Consider the following 17045-nt stretch of genomic DNA (forward strand, 5'->3'; position numbering starts at 1 on the left):
CCCCCCCCCCCCCCCCCCCCCCCCCCCCCGCTCCCGTTCCCGTGTCCGGGCCGTCATGACCCCAGGATCGTCGTCAGGAACTCACCCGTCCACGCCAGCAGCTCGCGTCCCACCACCGGCTTGCCGCCGATCCTGCCCGTCGTCGGGCGCGGCACCAGGATCTGGTGGACCGCCGGCTTGATGACCGTCTTCGGGTACAGCCGCTTGAGGCGCAGCTCCTGCGACTCGCGCAGCTCCACCGGTGCGAAGCGGATGTTCGGACCCTGGAGCACGATGTCGCCGACCCCGCAGGCGCGCGCCAGCATGCGCAGGCCCGCCACCAGGAGCAGGTTCTCGACCGGCTCCGGGAGCTTGCCGTAGCGGTCGGTCAGCTCCTCGCGGACCGCCTTGATGTCGTCCTCGGAGGACGCCGAGGCGATCGAGCGGTACGCCTGGAGGCGCAGCCGCTCGCCGGGGGCGTAGTCGTGCGGGACGTGCGCGTCGACCGGCAGCTCGATCTTGACCTCCAGCGGCGGCTCCTCCTCGACGCCGCCCTCCAGGGACGCCCGGTAGTCCGCGACCGCCTCGCCCACCATGCGTACGTACAGGTCGAAGCCGACGCCCGCGATGTGGCCGGACTGCTCGCCGCCGAGCAGATTGCCCGCGCCCCGGATCTCCAGGTCCTTCATGGCCACGTACATGCCCGCGCCCATCTCGGTGTGCTGGGCGATCGTGGCCAGGCGCTCGTGGGCGGTCTCCGTCAGGGGCTTCTCCGGCGGGTAGAGGAAGTAGGCGTAGCCCCGGTCGCGGCCACGGCCCACCCGGCCGCGCAGCTGGTGCAGCTGCGAGAGGCCGAAGTTGTCGCCGCGCTCCACGATCAGGGTGTTCGCGTTGGAGATGTCGATGCCGGATTCCACGATCGTCGTGGAGACCAGCACGTCGAACTTCTTCTCCCAGAAGTCCACCACGACCTGTTCCAGGGCCTGTTCGGACATCTGGCCGTGCGCCGTGGCGATCCGCGCCTCGGGCACGATCTCGCGCAGCCGCGCCGCCGCCCGGTCGATCGACTCGACGCGGTTGTGGATGTAGAACGCCTGGCCCTCGCGCAGCAGTTCACGCCGGATCGCGGCGCCGATCTGCTTCTCCTCGTACGGCCCGACGAAGGTCAGGACCGGGTGGCGCTCCTCGGGCGGGGTGGTGATGGTCGACATCTCGCGGATGCCGGTGACCGCCATTTCGAGCGTACGGGGGATGGGCGTCGCGGACATGGTCAGCACGTCCACGTTGGCGCGGAGCTTCTTCAGCTGCTCCTTGTGCTCGACGCCGAACCGCTGCTCCTCGTCCACGATGACGAGGCCCAGGTCCTTGAACTTCGTCTCCGACGAGAACAGGCGGTGGGTGCCGATGACCAGGTCGACGGCACCGTCCTTCAGCCCCGCGAGCGTCGCCTTGGACTCGGCCTCGGACTGGAAGCGGCTCAGCGCGCGTACGTTGACGGGGAACTGGGAATAGCGCTCGGTGAACGTGCCGTAGTGCTGCTGGACGAGCAGCGTGGTGGGGACGAGGACGGCGACCTGCTTCCCGTCCTGCACCGCCTTGAACGCGGCGCGGACCGCGATCTCCGTCTTGCCGTACCCCACGTCGCCGCAGATCAACCGGTCCATCGGGACCGACTTCTCCATGTCCTCCTTGACCTCGGCGATCGTCGTCAGCTGGTCGGGCGTCTCCGCGTACGGGAACGCGTCCTCCAGCTCGCGCTGCCAGGGCGTGTCCGGGCCGAAGGTGTGGCCGGGGGCCGCCATCCGGGCCGAGTACAGCTTGATCAGGTCGGCGGCGATCTCCTTGACGGCCTTCTTGGCGCGCGCCTTCGTCTTCGTCCAGTCCGCGCCGCCGAGCCGGTGCAGGGTCGGGGCCTCGCCGCCGACGTACTTGGTGACCTGCTCCAGCTGGTCGGTCGGGATGTACAGCCGGTCGCCGGGCTGCCCGCGCTTGGCGGGGGCGTACTCGACGAGCAGGTACTCGCGTGTCGCCCCCTGCACCGTGCGCTGCACCATCTCGATGTAGCGGCCCACACCGTGCTGCTCGTGCACGATGTAGTCGCCGGTCTCCAGCGTCAGCGGGTCGATCGTCTTGCGCCGCCGGACCGGCATCCGGCCCAGGTCCTTGGTGGCGGTGCGCTGCCCGGTGAGGTCGGTCTCCGTGAGCACCGCGAGCTTCAGGCCGGGGTGGACGAAGCCATGGTCGATGGCCCCGCACGAGACGTGCACCACGGACGGGGTGATCTCGTCCAGGTCCGGGTCGAGGCGGGCCGCGATCCCCTCGCCGCCCAGCATCTCGACCGTACGGGACGCGAGCCCCTGGCCCTCCGTGACGTACACCGTGCGCCAGCCGTCGGCCAGCCGGCCCTTGGTGTCGGCGAACGCCCGCGCGGTGTCCCCCCGGTACGTCTCCGGCGCCAGCATGCCCAGCGCCAGGGTGTCCCCGTCCAGCTCCGCGTCGGCGGCGAACGGGGAGATCGACCACCACATCATGTCCAGCTCACGGGCCCGCTCGCGGACGTCCGCGATGCCCCGCAGCGAGGCCGCGCCGACATCGATCGGGGCCTCGCCGCCGCCCGCCGACGCCGCCCAGGACGCCTGGAGGAACTCCTGGCTGGTCGCGACCAGGTCCGCGGCCCGGGTCCGGACCCGCTCGGGGTCGCAGACGACGGCCATCGCGCCCTTGGGCAACACGTCGAGCAGCAGTTCCATGTCGTCCACGAGGACCGGCGCCAGGGACTCCATGCCCTCGACCGCGATGCCCTCGGCGATCTTGTTGAGGAGTTCACCCAGCTCCGGATGGGCCTCGGCGAGCGCGGCGGCCCGCTCCCGCACCTCGTCCGTCAGCAGGAGCTCCCGGCAGGGCGGCGCCCACAGGCCGTGCTCGGCGACCTCCAGGGACCGCTGGTCGGCGATCTTGAAGTAACGGATCTCCTCGACGTCGTCGCCCCAGAACTCCACCCGGAGCGGGTGCTCCTCGGTGGGCGGGAACACGTCCAGGATGCCGCCGCGCACCGCGAACTCGCCGCGCTTCTCGACCAGTTCGACCCGCGCGTAGGCGGCTGCCGCCAGCGCCTCCACGGTCTCGCCGAGGTCGGCGCTCTGCCCGGTGCGCAGCGCGACCGGCTCCAGGTCCGCGAGCCCCTTCACCTGCGGCTGGAGCACGGACCGGATCGGCGCGACGACGACCGAGACCGGCCCGGTCTCCGGGTCGTCGGCGCGCGGGTGCGCGAGGCGCCGGAGCACGGCGAGCCGGCGGCCCACGGTGTCGGAGCGGGGCGACAGGCGCTCGTGCGGCAGGGTCTCCCAGGACGGGAACTCCGCGATCGTGTCCGGCGGCAGCATGGTGCGCAGCGCGGCCGCCAGGTCCTCCGCCTCCCGGCCGGTCGCGGTGACCGCGAGCACCGTCCGCCCGGCGTCCCGGGCCAGCGCGGCGACGGCGAAGGGCCGCGCGGCGGGCGGGCCCACCAGGTCGATGTGCGTCCGGTGGCCGTCACCGGCGGCCTTCACCGCTTCGTCGAGCGCCGGATCACGTACGACGACATCCAGCAGACCGTTCAGGCTCATGAAGGGCTTCCGTCCGGGTGAGGAGAGGGGCCTCTGACGGCCGGCTGCCGCCAGGGCGCGCTGCCCCGGGGGCAACGCGAAGGGCCCGACACGTGAGACGCACCGGGGGTTCCAGCGTACGACTCGGGGAAGGCAGCCGCTTGCGCGAGGCCGTACACCCCACCGGCCCCGGCGTGCTCCGAGGAGCGCGCCGGGGCCGGATTCCGTCAGTGCGGGGCCGTCCGTCTCACCCGTCCGCGGCAATCGCGTTCAGGACGTTCATCCGGCCCGCCCGGAAGGCCGGGACGAAGGCCGCGAAGAGTCCGACGAAGGCGGAGGCGACGAACACCGTGATGATGGTCGGCCACGGGATGTCCAGGACGCCCAGGCCCTCCAGGGCCAGCAGCTTCTGGGCCGAGGTGCCCCAGCCCATGCCCAGGCCGAGGCCGAGCAGGGCGCCGAAGAGGGCGATGACCACGGACTCCAGCCGGATCATGCGGCGCAGCTGGCGGCGGGAGAGGCCGATGGCGCGCATCAGGCCGATCTCGCGGGTCCGCTCCACCACCGACAGGGCCAGGGTGTTCACCACACCGAGCACCGCGACGATGATCGCCAGGGCGAGCAGGCCGTACACGACGTTCAGGAGCTGGCCGATCTGGTCCTTCAGGTTCTCCTTGAAGTCGGCCTGATTCCGCACCTTGTACTGCGGGTACTTCGCGACGGCGCTCTTCAGCGCCGCGTACGCCGCGTCCGCCTGGCCGTCCTTCGCCTTGGCGAACATGATCATGTTCTGGGGCATGCTGTCGGCGGGGACGTACCGCTTCGCGGTCGAGGTGCTCAGGTACATCGCGCCCTGGTCGAGTGCGGTCTCGTCCGAGGTGATCGCGGCGACCTTCAGCTTCGCCGTGTCGCCGGCCTTGAACGCGACGGTGATCGTGTCGCCGACCTCGATGCGGTGCGCGGTGGCGTACTCCTCGCCGACCGACATGGCGTCCTTGCCGTACGCCTTGTCCAGGTCGCCGGACAGGACCTCGCGGCGCACGTCCTCGGCGTACGTCGGGTCGGCCGCCGTGACGTGCTCGTCGGACGCCTTGCCGTCCGGGCCGGTCAGCTTCGCGCCGAGGACCTTGTAGTGCGTGAGGTGCTCGATGCCCGGGGCGGAGGACAGCGCCTCGGCGGCCTGGGGGACGATCAGCTGACCGGGGGCCGAGGATTCCACGATGAAGTCCGCGCCCACCGACTTGTCCAGCTCGTCGGTGGCCGAGGCGACCATGGAGGAGCCGACCACGGACAGGCAGGCGACCAGGGCGAGGCCGATCATCAGGGCGGCACCGGTGGCGCCGGTGCGGCGCGGGTTGCGCAGGGCGTTGCGCTCGGCGAGCCGGCCGACGGGGCCGAAGAACCGCAGCAGGACGGCGCTCAGCCCCCGTACGACGACTCCGGCGAGCAGCGGACCGATCACGATGAAGCCGACGAGCGTCAGCAGCACACCCAGGCCGAGGAGGCCGGAGCCGTCGCTCGCCTCGTCCACCCGCGTCGCCGCCCAGAGGGCTGCGGCACCGGCGCCGGTGACCACGAGGCCGAGACCCGCCCGGACCCAGCCCGACTTGGCGTCCGCCGGGGTGCCGGCGTCACGCAGGGCGGCCATCGGGGAGACCTTGCCGGCCCGGCGGGCCGGGATGTAGGCGGCGAGGACGGTGACGATGATGCCGAGCGCGAGCCCGACCACCGGGGTCGTCCAGGAGACGGTCAGGTCTCCGGTGGACAGCTCCATACCGATGGCGCCCATGACCTTCATCAGCCGTACGGCGAGTCCGACGCCGGCGCCGACGCCGAGGACCGAGCCGACGACGCCGAGGAGCACCGCCTCCAGCAGCACCGAGCGGTTGACCTGCTCGCGGCTGGAACCGATGGCCCGCATCAGGCCGATCTCGCGGGTGCGCTGGGCGACCAGCATCGAGAAGGTGTTGACGATGAGGAAGATGCCGACGAGGAAGGCGATCCCGGCGAAGCCGAGCATCGCGTACTTCATGACGTCGAGGAACGACCCCATGGAGTCCTTGCTCTCGGCGGCGGCCTCCGCCTGCGTCTGGAGCTTGTAGGCGCCGGTGCCGTCGAGCGCCCGGGCCACGTTCTGCTTCAACCGGGTGTCGGTGACGCCGGGTGCGGCGGTGATGGAGAGGTGCGAGAAGCGGTCGGGGGCGCCGAGCAGCGTGCGCTGGGCGGTGGCGGTGTCCAGGTAGACGATGGCCGCGCCCGGGTTGGTCACCTTGAAGGCGACGATGCCGGAGATCTTCCCCTTGAGGTCGCCGGTGGCCGCGATGGTGCGCAGCTCGTCACCGATCTTCAGGTGGTGCTTCTCGGCGGTGTCGGCGTCGACCATGATCTCGGTCGGGCCGCGCGGGGCGTGGCCGGAGGTGATCTCCATGGACCGCAGGTCGTTCCGCGTCCAGTTGGCGGCGATGGTCGGGGCGCCGGTCTCGGAGCCCATGTTCTCGTTGTGGCCGTCGACCACGGTGACGGACGCGCTGGAGACGCCGCCCTCGGCCGTCTTCACCCCGTCGGCCTTGCCGGCCTTCGCGAGGAGGGAGGCGGGCAGCGACTCGGGCTTCCCGTTCTCCGGGAGGTCGGCCACCTTGGCCTTCTTCGGGCTGACGGTGACATCGGCGGAGGTGGCGGCGAAGAGCTTGTCGAACGTGGTGTTCATGGTGTCGGTGAAGACGAGCGTGCCGCAGACGAACGCCACCGAGAGCAGGACGGCGACGGCGGAGAGCGCCATGCGTCCCTTGTGCGCGAGGAAGTTGCGCATCGAGGTCTTCCAGACGGTCATGACGTCCGCCCGCGCGCGTCGAAGTCCTTCATGCGGTCCAGCACCTGGTCGGCGGTGGGGTTGTGCATCTCGTCCACGATGCGCCCGTCGGCGAGGTAGAGCACCCGGTCCGCGTAGGAGGCGGCGACCGGGTCGTGGGTGACCATGACGATGGTCTGGCCCAGCTCGTCCACGGACCTGCGCAGGAAGCTCAGGACCTCCGCACCGGCCCGGGAGTCCAGGTTCCCGGTCGGCTCGTCACCGAAGATGATCTCCGGCTTGGCGGCGAGGGCCCGCGCCACCGCGACGCGCTGCTGCTGGCCGCCGGAGAGCTGGGTCGGCCGGTGCTTGAGGCGGCCGGCCAGGCCGACGGTCTCCACGACCTGGTCGAGCCAGGCGGCGTCGGGCTTGCGGCCGGCGATGTCCATCGGCAGCGTGATGTTCTCCAGCGCGTTCAGTGTCGGCAGCAGGTTGAACGCCTGGAAGATGAACCCGATGCGGTCGCGCCGGAGCTGGGTGAGCTTCTTGTCCTTGAGCCCGGTGATCTCGGTGTCGGCGACGTGGATCCGGCCGGACGTCACGGTGTCCAGGCCGGCCAGGCAGTGCATCAGCGTCGACTTGCCGGAGCCGGACGGGCCCATGATCGCGGTGAACTGCCCGCGGGCGATGTCCACGTCGACGTGGTCGAGCGCGACGACCCGGGTCTCCCCGGACCCGTACGCCTTGACGACCTGCCGCGCCCGCGCAGCCACGGCCGTACGCCCTCCAGTGCCCCCGTGCCTGGGAATGGTTACAGCCGTTGTCACGGTATTTCTCCTATGTCGGTCAGTGGCGTGTTGTCGCCGTCCGCTGTGAAGTCTGCTGTGCGGAGGGGGTCCGGCGCGCTGGTGCCCAGCGCAGTCTTCCGGTGGGGTTTTCCCCACCCCGTCCCCTGCGGTCCGCCCTCTCGGCGGCCCGTCTGCCGTACGTCTGCGGTACGACGACCACGCTACGGAGGGACCCCGCCCCCGCACGTCCTCCACCGGGAGGAACGGCCCCTGGCCCGCGGTAAGGAGCTCCCCCTAGGGGGCTGGGCCCCCGGGTGGACCCGGATCTCAGGGACTGCACCCAGGGGTCCACGCCGCGGGGCGGAGACGAGGGCTCCGGAACGGGCGCTACCGCCGCCGGGGGGCGAGTGCCGCGCGTACGGCCGGGGTGAGGGCTGCGCGGATCTCGGCCGGGGTGAGGGCGGCCGGGGTGGGGAGGGGGTTCAGATAGCGGGTGTAGATGATTCCGCCGAGCACGGTCACCACGGCGGTGGCGCGGGCGGTCGCGTCCGGGCCGCCGAGAAATTCAACGAGCCGACCCAGCAGCTCCTGTTCCAGGTAGTCGCGGACGGCCTCGTCGGCGGCCTCGCCCCAGCCGGCGAGCCGGCGGAACTCGGCGTCCTCCCACAGGCCCGTCACCGCGTCGACGAGCCGTCCGGGCAGGGTGACCGGGTCACCGCCCAGCACCTCGTCCACCGCCAGCGCCTCGGCACACCCGACCTGCATCACCTCGGCGAACAGGCCCTTCTTCGACCCGAAGTGATACGAGATCAGCGCCGGGTCGACCCCGGCGGCAGCGGCCACGGCGCGCAGCGTGGTGGCCCGGTAGCCGCGCTCCAGGAACAGCGCCCGCGCCGCCACGACGAGCGACGCGCGGGTCGGCGGATTGCCCCGGGGGCGGCCCCGGGGCCGGGCGGGGGCGGCCACGGCGTTATTCATCAGCGTTGAGCGTGCGCGGCGCGATCCGCACAGTCAAGGGAGTTCCCACCGCACCCCGAAGGAAGCAGCCCCGCCATGCGCATCACGCTCTTCGGCGCCACCGGCCCGACCGGACGCCACCTCACCGAACAGGCCGTCGCCGCCGGTCACGAGGTCACCGCCGTCATCCGCCGTCCCGGTTCGCTGCCGGCCCGCCCCGGGGTCACCCCTGCCGTCGCCGACGCCACCGACCCGGCGGCCGTGGACGCCGCGGTCGAGGGGGCGGACGCGGTCCTGTCCGCTCTCGGTGCCCGCTTCAGCAAGCAGCCCGTCACCCTGTACTCGCAGAGCGCCGCGGCCATCACCCGGGCCATGAGCCGGCACGGTGTGGGGCGGCTGCTGGTCGTCAGCTCCAGCATCGCCGACCCCGGCTGGCGGCCGACCGGGGCGCACTTCTTCAACCATGTGCTCGACCCGCTGGTGAACCGGCGGCTCGGCCGCACCCTGCACGCGGACATGCGCCGCATGGAGGACGTCGTCCGCCGCACGGCCCTCGACTGGACCCTGGTGCGCCCTTCGGGCCTCTTCGAGCACCCGGTGGTCACCGACTACCGCACCGCCCCCTCCAGCGCCGACGGAGTCTTCACGGCCCGCTCCGACCTCGCCGCGAGCATGCTGCGCGAACTGGAGGAACGGCGCCATGTCCGTACGGCCATGGGTGTCGTCACCACGGCCGTGAAGCCGAACGTGGCCAAGCTGATCTGGAACGAGGGCGTGAAGAAGAAGTGAGCCGCCCGGACACCGGACTCACCGCCGCAGCCCTGGAGTTCCTCGCCCTTCCGCGTACGGCCGCGTTCACCACGCTGCGCCCCGACGGCACCCCGCACGTCACCCCCGTCCGCTTCACGTTCGACGCGGCCTCCGGCCTCGCCCGGGTGGCCACCCGGGCCGGTGCCCGCAAGGCGCGCAACGTGGCGGCGGGCGGCCCGGCCGCCCGGGTGGCGCTCTGCCAGGCGGACGGCTTCCGCTGGATCACCCTCGAAGGCCGTGCGTCGGTCGACGCCGGGCCCGTACGCCTGGCAGAGGCGGTACGCCGCTACACCGCCCGGTACGGCTCCGCGCCGCCCGCCCCGCCGGACCTGGCCGTCATCGAGATCACGATCGACCGGTTCCTGAGCCTCAACGTATGAAATCCCTCGCCCCGAAAGCGATGTGAAGCCTCATCATGCCCACCGTTCCCGTCCTCGGCACCACCGTCCACTACCGCGAGTCCGGCGACCCCGACGGGCTGCCGTTCGTCTTCCTGCACGGCAACCCCACCTCCTCCCACCTCTGGCGCAACGTCCTGCCGGGGGTGGCCGCGCCCGGCCGCCGGCTGCTGGCCCCCGACCTCATCGGCATGGGCGACTCCGGCAAGCCCGAACTCGCCTACTCCTTCGAGGACCACGCCCGGCACCTGGACGCCTGGTTCGACGCGCTCGGCCTCGCCGAGGCGGTGCTGATCGGCCACGACTGGGGCGGCGCGCTCGCCTTCGACCGGGCCGCGCGCCTGCCGGGGGCCGTCCGCGCGCTCGCCTTCACGGAGACCATCGTCAAACCGCTGTACGGCGACGAGTTCCCGGCCGCCGGACGCGAGCTGTTCACCCTTCTGCGGACGCCGGGAGTGGGCGAGAGCATGGTCCTGGAACAGGGCGCGTTCGTCGAGGGGCTGCCGGGGACGCTCGCCACCCCGCTGGACCCCGCCGACCTCGACGTCTACCGCCGCCCCTTCCCGACCCCGGACAGCCGCCGCCCCGTCCTGGCGTGGACGCGCATGATGCCGCTGGACGGCGAGCCCGCCGACGTGGTGGCCCGAATCGAGCGCTACGACGCCTGGCTGGCCGCGAGCCCGGAAGTGCCCAAGCTCCTGGCCGCGTTCGAGCCCGGGCCCGGCGCCATGACCGACGCGGCGGCCGTGGCCTGGTGCGAGGCGAACATCGCGGGCCTGGAGGTCTCCCGGCACGGACCGGCCGGCCACCACTCCCCCGAGGACCGTCCGGAGGAGCTGGCCTCGGCGATCAGCGCGTGGGCGGCCCGGGGTGCGTGGCAGGTCAGCCCTTGGTCACCGCCGCCTCCGGGGCGGCGGGGGTGTCCGCCGTGCCGGAGGCCGTGGCGGAGCCGCGTACCGCCGGGATGAAGGCGGAGATCGCGACGGCGATCAGGGCGACGCCGCAGCCGAGGACCAGGCCCATGCGGAAGCCGGACTCCGAGGTGAAGGTGTAGCCGGCCGTCTCGGTGGTCATCTGGGCGAGGACCGCGCCGATCACGGCGGCGCCGACCGAGGTGCCGAGGGCGCGCATGAGGGTGTTGAAGCCGTTCGCGGCGGCGGTCTCGGAGGCCGGGACCGCGCTCATGATGAGGGCGGGCATCGCCCCGTACGCGAGGCCGACGCCGCTGCTGCTGACCATGAGGAACAGCATCAGACCCCAGGCGGAGCCCATCAGCAGGATGCCCAGGCCGTAGGCGGCGGCGATGACGAGGACGCCGGAGATCAGGGTGAACTTCGGGCCGCGGGCGTCGGTGAGCTTCCCGCCGAACGGGGAGACGACCATCATCATGATGCCGCCGGGGGCCATCCACAGGCCGGCCTGGAGCATCGTCTGGCCGAGCCCGTAGCCGGTGGCCTCGGGGAACTGGAGCAGCTGCGGCGCGATCAGCATGCCCGCGTACATGCCGAAGCCGACGAAGAGCGACGCGATGTTGGTGATGAGCACCCGGGGGCGGGCCGTGGTGCGCAGGTCCACCAGCGGGTCCGTGGTGCGCAGCTCCCAGAACCCCCAGGCGAGGAGGATCACGACGGCGGCGGCGAACAGGCCGATGGTCGTCGTGGAGGCCCAGCCCCAGTCGGCACCCTTGGAGACGGCGAGGAGCAGGGAGACCAGACCGGCCGCGAGGCCGAGCGCGCCGGGCACGTCGAAGCGCTGCCCCTTGGCACCCGCCGGGACGTCCGGGATCAGGAACCAGATCAGCGCGCAGATCACGGCGGCCAGCACGGCCGAGCCCCAGAACAGCACGCGCCAGCTGGCGTACTGGGCGACCGCCGAGGCGATCGGCAGGCCGAGCGCGCCGCCGATGCCGAGCGAGGCGCTGACCAGCGCGATGGACGAGCTCATCTTCTCCGGCGGCACCACGTCGCGCAGCAGGGCGATCCCGAGCGGGACCATGCCCATGCCCATGCCCTGGAGGCCGCGCCCGACGATCATCGGCACGACGGAGGACGAGAGCGCGCAGACCACCGAGCCGGCGATCAGCGGCACCGAGCAGGCGAGCAGCATCCGCCGCTTGCCCAGCAGGTCGCCGAGGCGGCCGGAGACCGGCACGCACACCGCGGAGACCAGCAGGGTCACGGTGATGACCCAGGCCGCGTTGGACGACGAGGTGTCGAGGATCTTGGGCAGTTCCGCGATGAGCGGCGTGACCAGCGTCTGCATGACCGCTGCCACGGTGCCGGCGAAGGCCAGGGTGGCGACGACGGCGCCTGTCCTCGCCGACGGCTGGGGGGCATCCATGAGGGGGACTCCTTGGGGCGTGGTCCCGCCTTCCGGGACAGCAGCATGCATCGTACATGCTCAATGCGTCATACACATTATGTGCTGCGTACACACTCCATGCGAGAATGAGCCGCCGCCCACAAGCAGCAGAAGCAGGAGGCCGTTCCCATGCCCAGGCCCACGGAAGAGGTGGAGTACGAGCAGATGCTGCTCGGCCGCCACAGCCTCGCCGACCACCGCGGCGGACGCCACAAGTACGCCCTCCTGGACCGGAGCGCGTACATCCTGCTGAGCCGGCTGCGCGTCCAGGGCCCCATGTCCAACGGCGAACTCAGCGACGCCTTCGGCCTCGACGCGTCCACCCTCAACCGCCAGACCGCCGCCGTGACCCGCTCCGGACTCGCCGAACGCATCCCGGACCCCGACGGCGGCATGGCCCGCAAGTTCCGCATCACGAACGAGGGCGCGCGGCTCCTGGACGCGGAGCGCGAACGCGTCGTGCGCTCCCTGGACCAGGTCATGCACGACTGGCCCGACGAGGACATCGCGGCCTTCGCCGGCTACCTCAAACGGTTCAACAGCGGCATCGAACAGCTCTCGCGCCGCCCCTGGCCCCGCCCCTGAGGAGCCGTCAGCCCCGGGCCCGCTCCTGCGCCGGCTCCGGCTCCGCTTCCGGCTCCGCCGCCGGGGACACCCGCCCCGTCAGCGCCGCGAGCGAACCGCGCACGTGGGCCATGTGGGCCCGGACCTCCTCGCGGCCCTCCTCGTGCGCCCGCAGGACGCGCTCGGTCTCCCGCACCACCCGCTCCTCACGCACCCGCGCCCGCGCGATCAGCTCGGCGGCCCGCGCCTCCGCGTCCTCCTGGCCGTGCCGCGCGGCCTCCTCCGCCTCCGCCCGGGCCCGGCGCGCGGCCGCGAGCTCCGCCTCCGCGCGCTCCATCAGCCCGGCGTGCTCCGCCGCCTGCGCCGCCTCGGCGTCCGCGAGCTCCCGCTCCGCCGCCTCGTGCCGCTCGGCGTGCTCCTGCTCCTGATGCGCCAGCACACTCGCCGTACGGCTGCGGGTCGCCGCCATCGCGGACTCCGCCTCCGCACGCAGACCGGCCGCTTCGGTGCGAGCCGCCTCCAGCGCCTCCCCGGCCGCCGCCTCCGCCGCCGCCACCAGCTCGCCGGCCGCGCTCTCCGCCGCCGCCCGGACCGCCTCCGCATCCGTGCGCGCCGCGTCCCGCAGGGCCCGGGCCGCCGCGTCCGCCTCGTCCCGGAACGCCTGCGCCTCCTCGCGCGCCGCGCCCAGGAGCGCCCCCGCCTCCTCCTCGGCCAACGCCAGGATCCGCAGCGCCCGCTCCCCCAGCGGCCCGTAGTCCGGCGGGGCCAGCCGCGCCACGGCCTCGTCCAGCCGGGCCGACTCCGCCGCCAGCCCCTCCGCCAGCTCCGTCAGCCGGGCCACCCGCGCCACGGCCTCGTCGCGCTCCGCGGACAGGGCCGCCACCGCACGGTCCACCTGCTCCGGTCGGTACCCACGGCCCCGTACACCGACGAACCCGTACGCGGACCCCGGTGCAGAACTCATCCCTGACGCCTCTTTCCGATCTTCCCGACTCCGACGCTCCGGCCAACGAGCGATAGGTCAAGGATGCGGCAATTGGTCGGGAAGTCTGAATCGATGCGGCGCTTTCCGGACGGAAGCGACCGGCATCACACACGGGAAAGGCGTGGTGGCCGGCCCCCGAAAGGGACCGGGCACCACGCCTCGCGCGCACCGAACAGTCAGATGAGGCCGTCCCACATCTGCTCCAGCAGCACCGACCACCAGCTCTCCGGCGACGCCAGCGCCGCCGCGTCCAGCGCCACCAGCTGCGCCTGGAAGTCCACCGTCCAGCGGCCCGCCTGCTCCGGATTCAGCCCGTACCGCAGCCGCCACATCCGGCCCAGCAACGCCATGCAGCGCACGAACTCCGGCAGCCCCGTGTTCACGAACTGCGGCGGCACCGGCGCACCGCCCGGACCCGCCTCCACCGGCACCGCCACGATGTGCGCGGTCCCGTACTGGACGCAGATCGCCCGGCCGAAGTCCGAGCCCATCACCAGATACGACCCCGCGTCCGACGCGGGCTGCACCTGCCGCTGGGCCGCCAGCTCCGCCAGCGTCGGCACCACCGGCTGACCCGGCTGCGCCCAGAAGAACGGCCCGAAGTCAGCGGGCAGACCCGCCCACACCAGGGTCCGCGCCACGATCTCCGGCACACCCTGACGCGACACCGCGCGCTGGTCGAAGCGGAGGATGCCCTGCGGACCGAAGGTCTGCATCATCTCCTCGGCCAGCGCCTCCGGCGGCACCGGCGGCGCGGGCTGCATCTGCGGCAGCGGCGCCCGCACCGGCGCGGGCCGCGCGGGACCGTCCGCCACCTGGTGCAGCTCGCCCTGATGCGTCAGCAGATGCTGCATGCCCTGCTGCCGGCTCGCGTGGTCCGTGCCGTACGGGGCGACGGACGTGATCCGCACCTGCGGCCAGGTCTCCCGGATCATCCGGGCGCAGTAGCCGCCGGGCAGCTCACAGGACTCCAGCTCCGTGTGCAGCTCGATCACCTGCTGCGGCGGCACGTTCATCGCCCGCAGCTCATGCAGCATCTGCCACTCCGGGTGCGGCGTCCCCGGCGCCGAACGGCGGATCAGCTGCTGCTCACTGCCGTCCGGCGCCCGGAACCGCAGCACCGCCTGATAACCCGGACCGACGGTCGGCTGACCGGGCGGCGCCTGCGGATAGCCGTACGCGGGCGGCGCGCCCATCGGCGAACCCGGCGGCTGCGGCGCCCCCGGACCGGCCTGCGCCGGCCCCGCGAGCATCGTCGCCGCGTGGTGCACCCCGCCCGGGCCGGGCGGAGGCATCGCCCCCGGCGGCGGAGGCGGCTGCTGCCCGGCCGGCACACCGGGCGCACCGGGCACACCGGGCGCACCCGGCGGACCGGGCGGCTGCGGCGCGCCCGGAACACCCGGCGGGCCGGGCGGCCGCGGAACGCCCGCGCCGGACGACGCGTTCGGGTCGGCGAACATCGTGGCCGCCTGGTGCACCCCGCCCGCAGGCGGCGGGGCCGGCGGACCGGGCGGCTGCGGGGCCCCGGGCGGACCCAGCTGGGAGACGAGCTGCGTCGGCACATAGCCGCCCGCCGGCGCGCCGGGCGCACCCGGGCCCGAGGGCGGCGGCACCGGCGCACCCGGCCGCGCGCCCGGGGTGCCGGGAGCACCGGGCGGCGGCGGAGGAGTACCCCCGCGCTGGGCACGCGGCGAGATGGCCGCCTTGCTCGTCGCGGCGTCGGCGATGTCCCCCGGGCCGCCGGGCGGACCGGGCGGCGGCATGTGCCGGGCAGGCGGCGGAGTGTGCTGCCCGGGCACCGGCGGACCCGGCACGCCCGTCCCGGGAACCGGCGGACCCGGCACCGCGGTCCCCGGCACGGGCGGACCCGGCACCGGCGGACCCGCCTGCGGGCGCTCGCCGCCCAGACTCGGCGCGATCGCGGTCTTCGGCAGCGCGCTGCCACCCGACATCAGCGCCGTCGGCGCGTCCGCCGGAACGACCGGGGGCAGCTCCTCCTCGTCGTCGGCACCCGACAGCGGCGGCGCGAACACCGTCGCCGGAAGCGCCACCTCCGCGTCGTCCGAATCCGCGTTCACATCGGTCCCCGCCCACGGCGTGGCACCGACAGGGGGCTGGAGCGAGGACGCCGGAACGCCGTCCGACGCGGTCGGCTCGTACGCCACCGAACCACCCTGCGAGGACGTCGAGGGCGACGGGATCGGGGCGGGCGGCGGGAAGGACGAGGGAGCCCTGGGCGCGGGCGGCGGGGTCTCGTCCCGGTCCGCGCGCCGGTCCGGGATGCCCAGCTTGTCCGCCGCCTCCTGGAGCCACTCGGGCGGGCTCAGCAGGAACGACGTCTGATTCAGGTCCACCCGCTCGGGCGTCGGCGCCGGTGCGGCCGGCTCCTCCTCCTGCGAGCCGTACTCCTCCTCGTACCGCCGGATCACCTCACCGACCGGCAGCCCGGGCCACAGCGTCGCCTCACCGCTGTCCCGCGCGATCACCAGCCGCTGCCGGCCGCCGTCGGAGACCGGTCCGTCCGCACGGTCCTCGGCCCACACCACGAATCCGAGTTCGAATTCCCGTACGCGCACCTCGCGATGCTGATACGCCGGAACGTCGCCGTTCACCCACTCGTCCGCGCGCTCCTGCGCCTGAGCGAAGGTCACCATCGCGCTCACCCCTCCACCGGGACGGCCTGCGCGAAGCCGCCGTCCACCATCAGGTTCGCCACCGTCTCCAGCTCCGGCGGATTGCCCGCCAGCCGCTGCAGGAACGCGTCGAAGTCCTCACCGCACGGCAGCAGCAGCCGGTCCACCCGCTCCTGCACCGTCCAGCCGTCACGGTCCCGGGCGTCGTCGTACGCGCAGAACCACACCGAACCCGGGCGCTCACCGCGCACCTTCACCGCGAGCAGACCGCCCTGCACGAACGCGACGCCGAGGTAGTCCTTCGTCAGGTGGTCGCGCAGGCACTTGTTGACGTACACCAGGTCGTTCACGGCGGCCTCCTCGCGCACCGTGAAGAACGGCTGGTCGATCAGCAGACCCAGCTCCGCGTCGAGCGCCGTACCCACCGGGGCCGAACCGCCCGCCGCCTTCAGGAACGAGCGGTACGCCCCCGGCAGCCGGTAACCGAGGTCCTCCTCGACCCCCAGGATCTGCTGCTCGCTCACCGCCACGGCCCCCTTGGGCAGCCGGAAGTGCGCGGGACGCGTCTCCTGGAGCGGGCGCGTCCCCCGCTTGTCCTGATCGACATCCGTGGACGCCAGGCCGCCGTGGTGCCGCAGCAGCGCCTTCACCTCGACCGGGACCAGCTCCATCCGGCGACCGCCCGGCACGTGGTGCCAGGTCCAGCCGTGCGGCGTCGCCACCGGCGGGATCGTGTCCCACAGCTCGTGCCCCGCCTCGGCCAGCGCGGCGTTCGCGGACACGTAGTCCGTGAGCCGCAGCTCGTCCACACCGAAACCCTGCGGGGGCTCCGCGATCTCCGCCGCGGCACGCGCGTACGGCGAGAAGTCCGGACAGCCGTTCTCGTCCATCCGCACCCCTCTGGGGTGGCGGGACGCCCGGACCGGGTCCGGGAAGTGCACGAGCTGCCCGGCGTAGGCCGCGTTCGGTGGCGCGGCTTGCTGCCCGAGCCGACCTGTCGTCATGGCGGTTGCCCCCTGCTGCGTCTGGCTGATGAGGACCGACCTGCCCAGGAGGCGGTCCAGGCACAGCCTAAGCGGTGTCACCCGTACGGGAACCGGCCCCGCCGTCCCCTGGCCACAACCGTCACCAAACGTCACAGCCAGGTGACGGACGAGCGACGGGAGCGCCACCGATCCGCGACACGCAGACACGTTTC

General features: G+C 73.1%; 12 protein-coding genes. 4 read left to right on the forward strand and 8 right to left on the reverse strand.

The window, feature by feature from the left end; genetic code table 11:
* Positions 1 to 53: 53 nt before the first annotated feature.
* The 4 genes from mfd to ACN6LM_RS08225 form a co-directional block, all read right to left on the reverse strand.
* Complete coding sequence (gene mfd, locus ACN6LM_RS08210) at positions 54 to 3584, reverse strand: transcription-repair coupling factor (RefSeq protein WP_445064611.1); 3531 nt, start codon at positions 3582 to 3584, stop codon at positions 54 to 56.
* Positions 3585 to 3810: 226 nt separating this feature from the next.
* The gene (locus ACN6LM_RS08215; RefSeq protein ID WP_445064612.1) at positions 3811 to 6393 is read right to left on the reverse strand and encodes an ABC transporter permease; all 2583 of its coding nucleotides are present in this window, start codon (positions 6391 to 6393) and stop codon (positions 3811 to 3813) included.
* Positions 6390 to 7178: an ABC transporter ATP-binding protein gene (locus ACN6LM_RS08220; RefSeq protein ID WP_445064613.1), complete on the reverse strand. Its 789-nt coding sequence runs from the start codon at positions 7176 to 7178 to the stop codon at positions 6390 to 6392. Before ACN6LM_RS08220 ends, ACN6LM_RS08215 begins: the two co-directional genes overlap by 4 nt.
* Positions 7179 to 7526: 348 nt before the next feature.
* Complete coding sequence (locus tag ACN6LM_RS08225) at positions 7527 to 8117, reverse strand: TetR family transcriptional regulator (RefSeq protein ID WP_445064614.1); 591 nt, start codon at positions 8115 to 8117, stop codon at positions 7527 to 7529.
* Positions 8118 to 8192: 75 nt separating this feature from the next.
* Between ACN6LM_RS08225 and ACN6LM_RS08230 the strand changes: the two genes are divergently transcribed.
* Genes ACN6LM_RS08230 through ACN6LM_RS08240 form a run of 3 tightly spaced genes read left to right on the forward strand, consistent with a single transcriptional unit; the run spans position 8193 to position 10272 of the window.
* The gene (locus ACN6LM_RS08230) at positions 8193 to 8885 is read left to right on the forward strand and encodes an NAD(P)-dependent oxidoreductase (RefSeq protein ID WP_445064615.1); all 693 of its coding nucleotides are present in this window, start codon (positions 8193 to 8195) and stop codon (positions 8883 to 8885) included.
* Positions 8882 to 9286 carry a pyridoxamine 5'-phosphate oxidase family protein gene (locus ACN6LM_RS08235; protein WP_445064616.1) on the forward strand — a complete coding sequence of 135 codons (405 nt, stop codon included), beginning with the start codon at positions 8882 to 8884 and terminating at the stop codon, positions 9284 to 9286. The genes ACN6LM_RS08230 and ACN6LM_RS08235 overlap by 4 nt, the downstream gene beginning before the upstream one ends.
* Positions 9287 to 9321: 35 nt before the next feature.
* Entirely contained in the window at positions 9322 to 10272 is a 951-nt protein-coding gene (locus ACN6LM_RS08240) for a haloalkane dehalogenase (protein WP_445064617.1), read from the forward strand.
* On the opposite strand, the gene ACN6LM_RS08245 is transcribed toward ACN6LM_RS08240, so the two are convergent.
* A complete protein-coding gene (locus tag ACN6LM_RS08245) occupies positions 10187 to 11644 on the reverse strand; it encodes an MFS transporter (protein ID WP_445064618.1) in 1458 nt (485 codons plus the stop codon). The two genes, ACN6LM_RS08240 and ACN6LM_RS08245, sit on opposite strands and share 86 nt — an antisense overlap.
* A 150-nt stretch (positions 11645 to 11794) precedes the next feature.
* Here ACN6LM_RS08245 and ACN6LM_RS08250 point away from each other — a divergent pair, with 150 nt between their 5' ends.
* On the forward strand, positions 11795 to 12250 hold the full coding sequence (locus ACN6LM_RS08250) for a MarR family winged helix-turn-helix transcriptional regulator (RefSeq protein ID WP_445064619.1): 456 nt from the start codon (positions 11795 to 11797) through the stop codon (positions 12248 to 12250).
* Between the two features lie 7 nt (positions 12251 to 12257).
* Here the strand turns inward: ACN6LM_RS08250 and ACN6LM_RS08255 are convergent, their stop codons facing one another.
* From ACN6LM_RS08255 to ACN6LM_RS08265, 3 genes are all read right to left on the reverse strand, one after another.
* Positions 12258 to 13193: a cellulose-binding protein gene (locus tag ACN6LM_RS08255; protein ID WP_445064620.1), complete on the reverse strand. Its 936-nt coding sequence runs from the start codon at positions 13191 to 13193 to the stop codon at positions 12258 to 12260.
* 197 nt (positions 13194 to 13390) lie between these two features.
* On the reverse strand, positions 13391 to 15868 hold the full coding sequence (locus ACN6LM_RS08260) for an SUKH-4 family immunity protein (RefSeq protein WP_445064621.1): 2478 nt from the start codon (positions 15866 to 15868) through the stop codon (positions 13391 to 13393).
* 5 nt (positions 15869 to 15873) lie between these two features.
* Complete coding sequence (locus ACN6LM_RS08265) at positions 15874 to 16851, reverse strand: SMI1/KNR4 family protein (protein ID WP_445064622.1); 978 nt, start codon at positions 16849 to 16851, stop codon at positions 15874 to 15876.
* Positions 16852 to 17045: the final 194 nt, after the last annotated feature.

The organism is Streptomyces sp. SAS_281 (genome assembly GCF_052542855.1).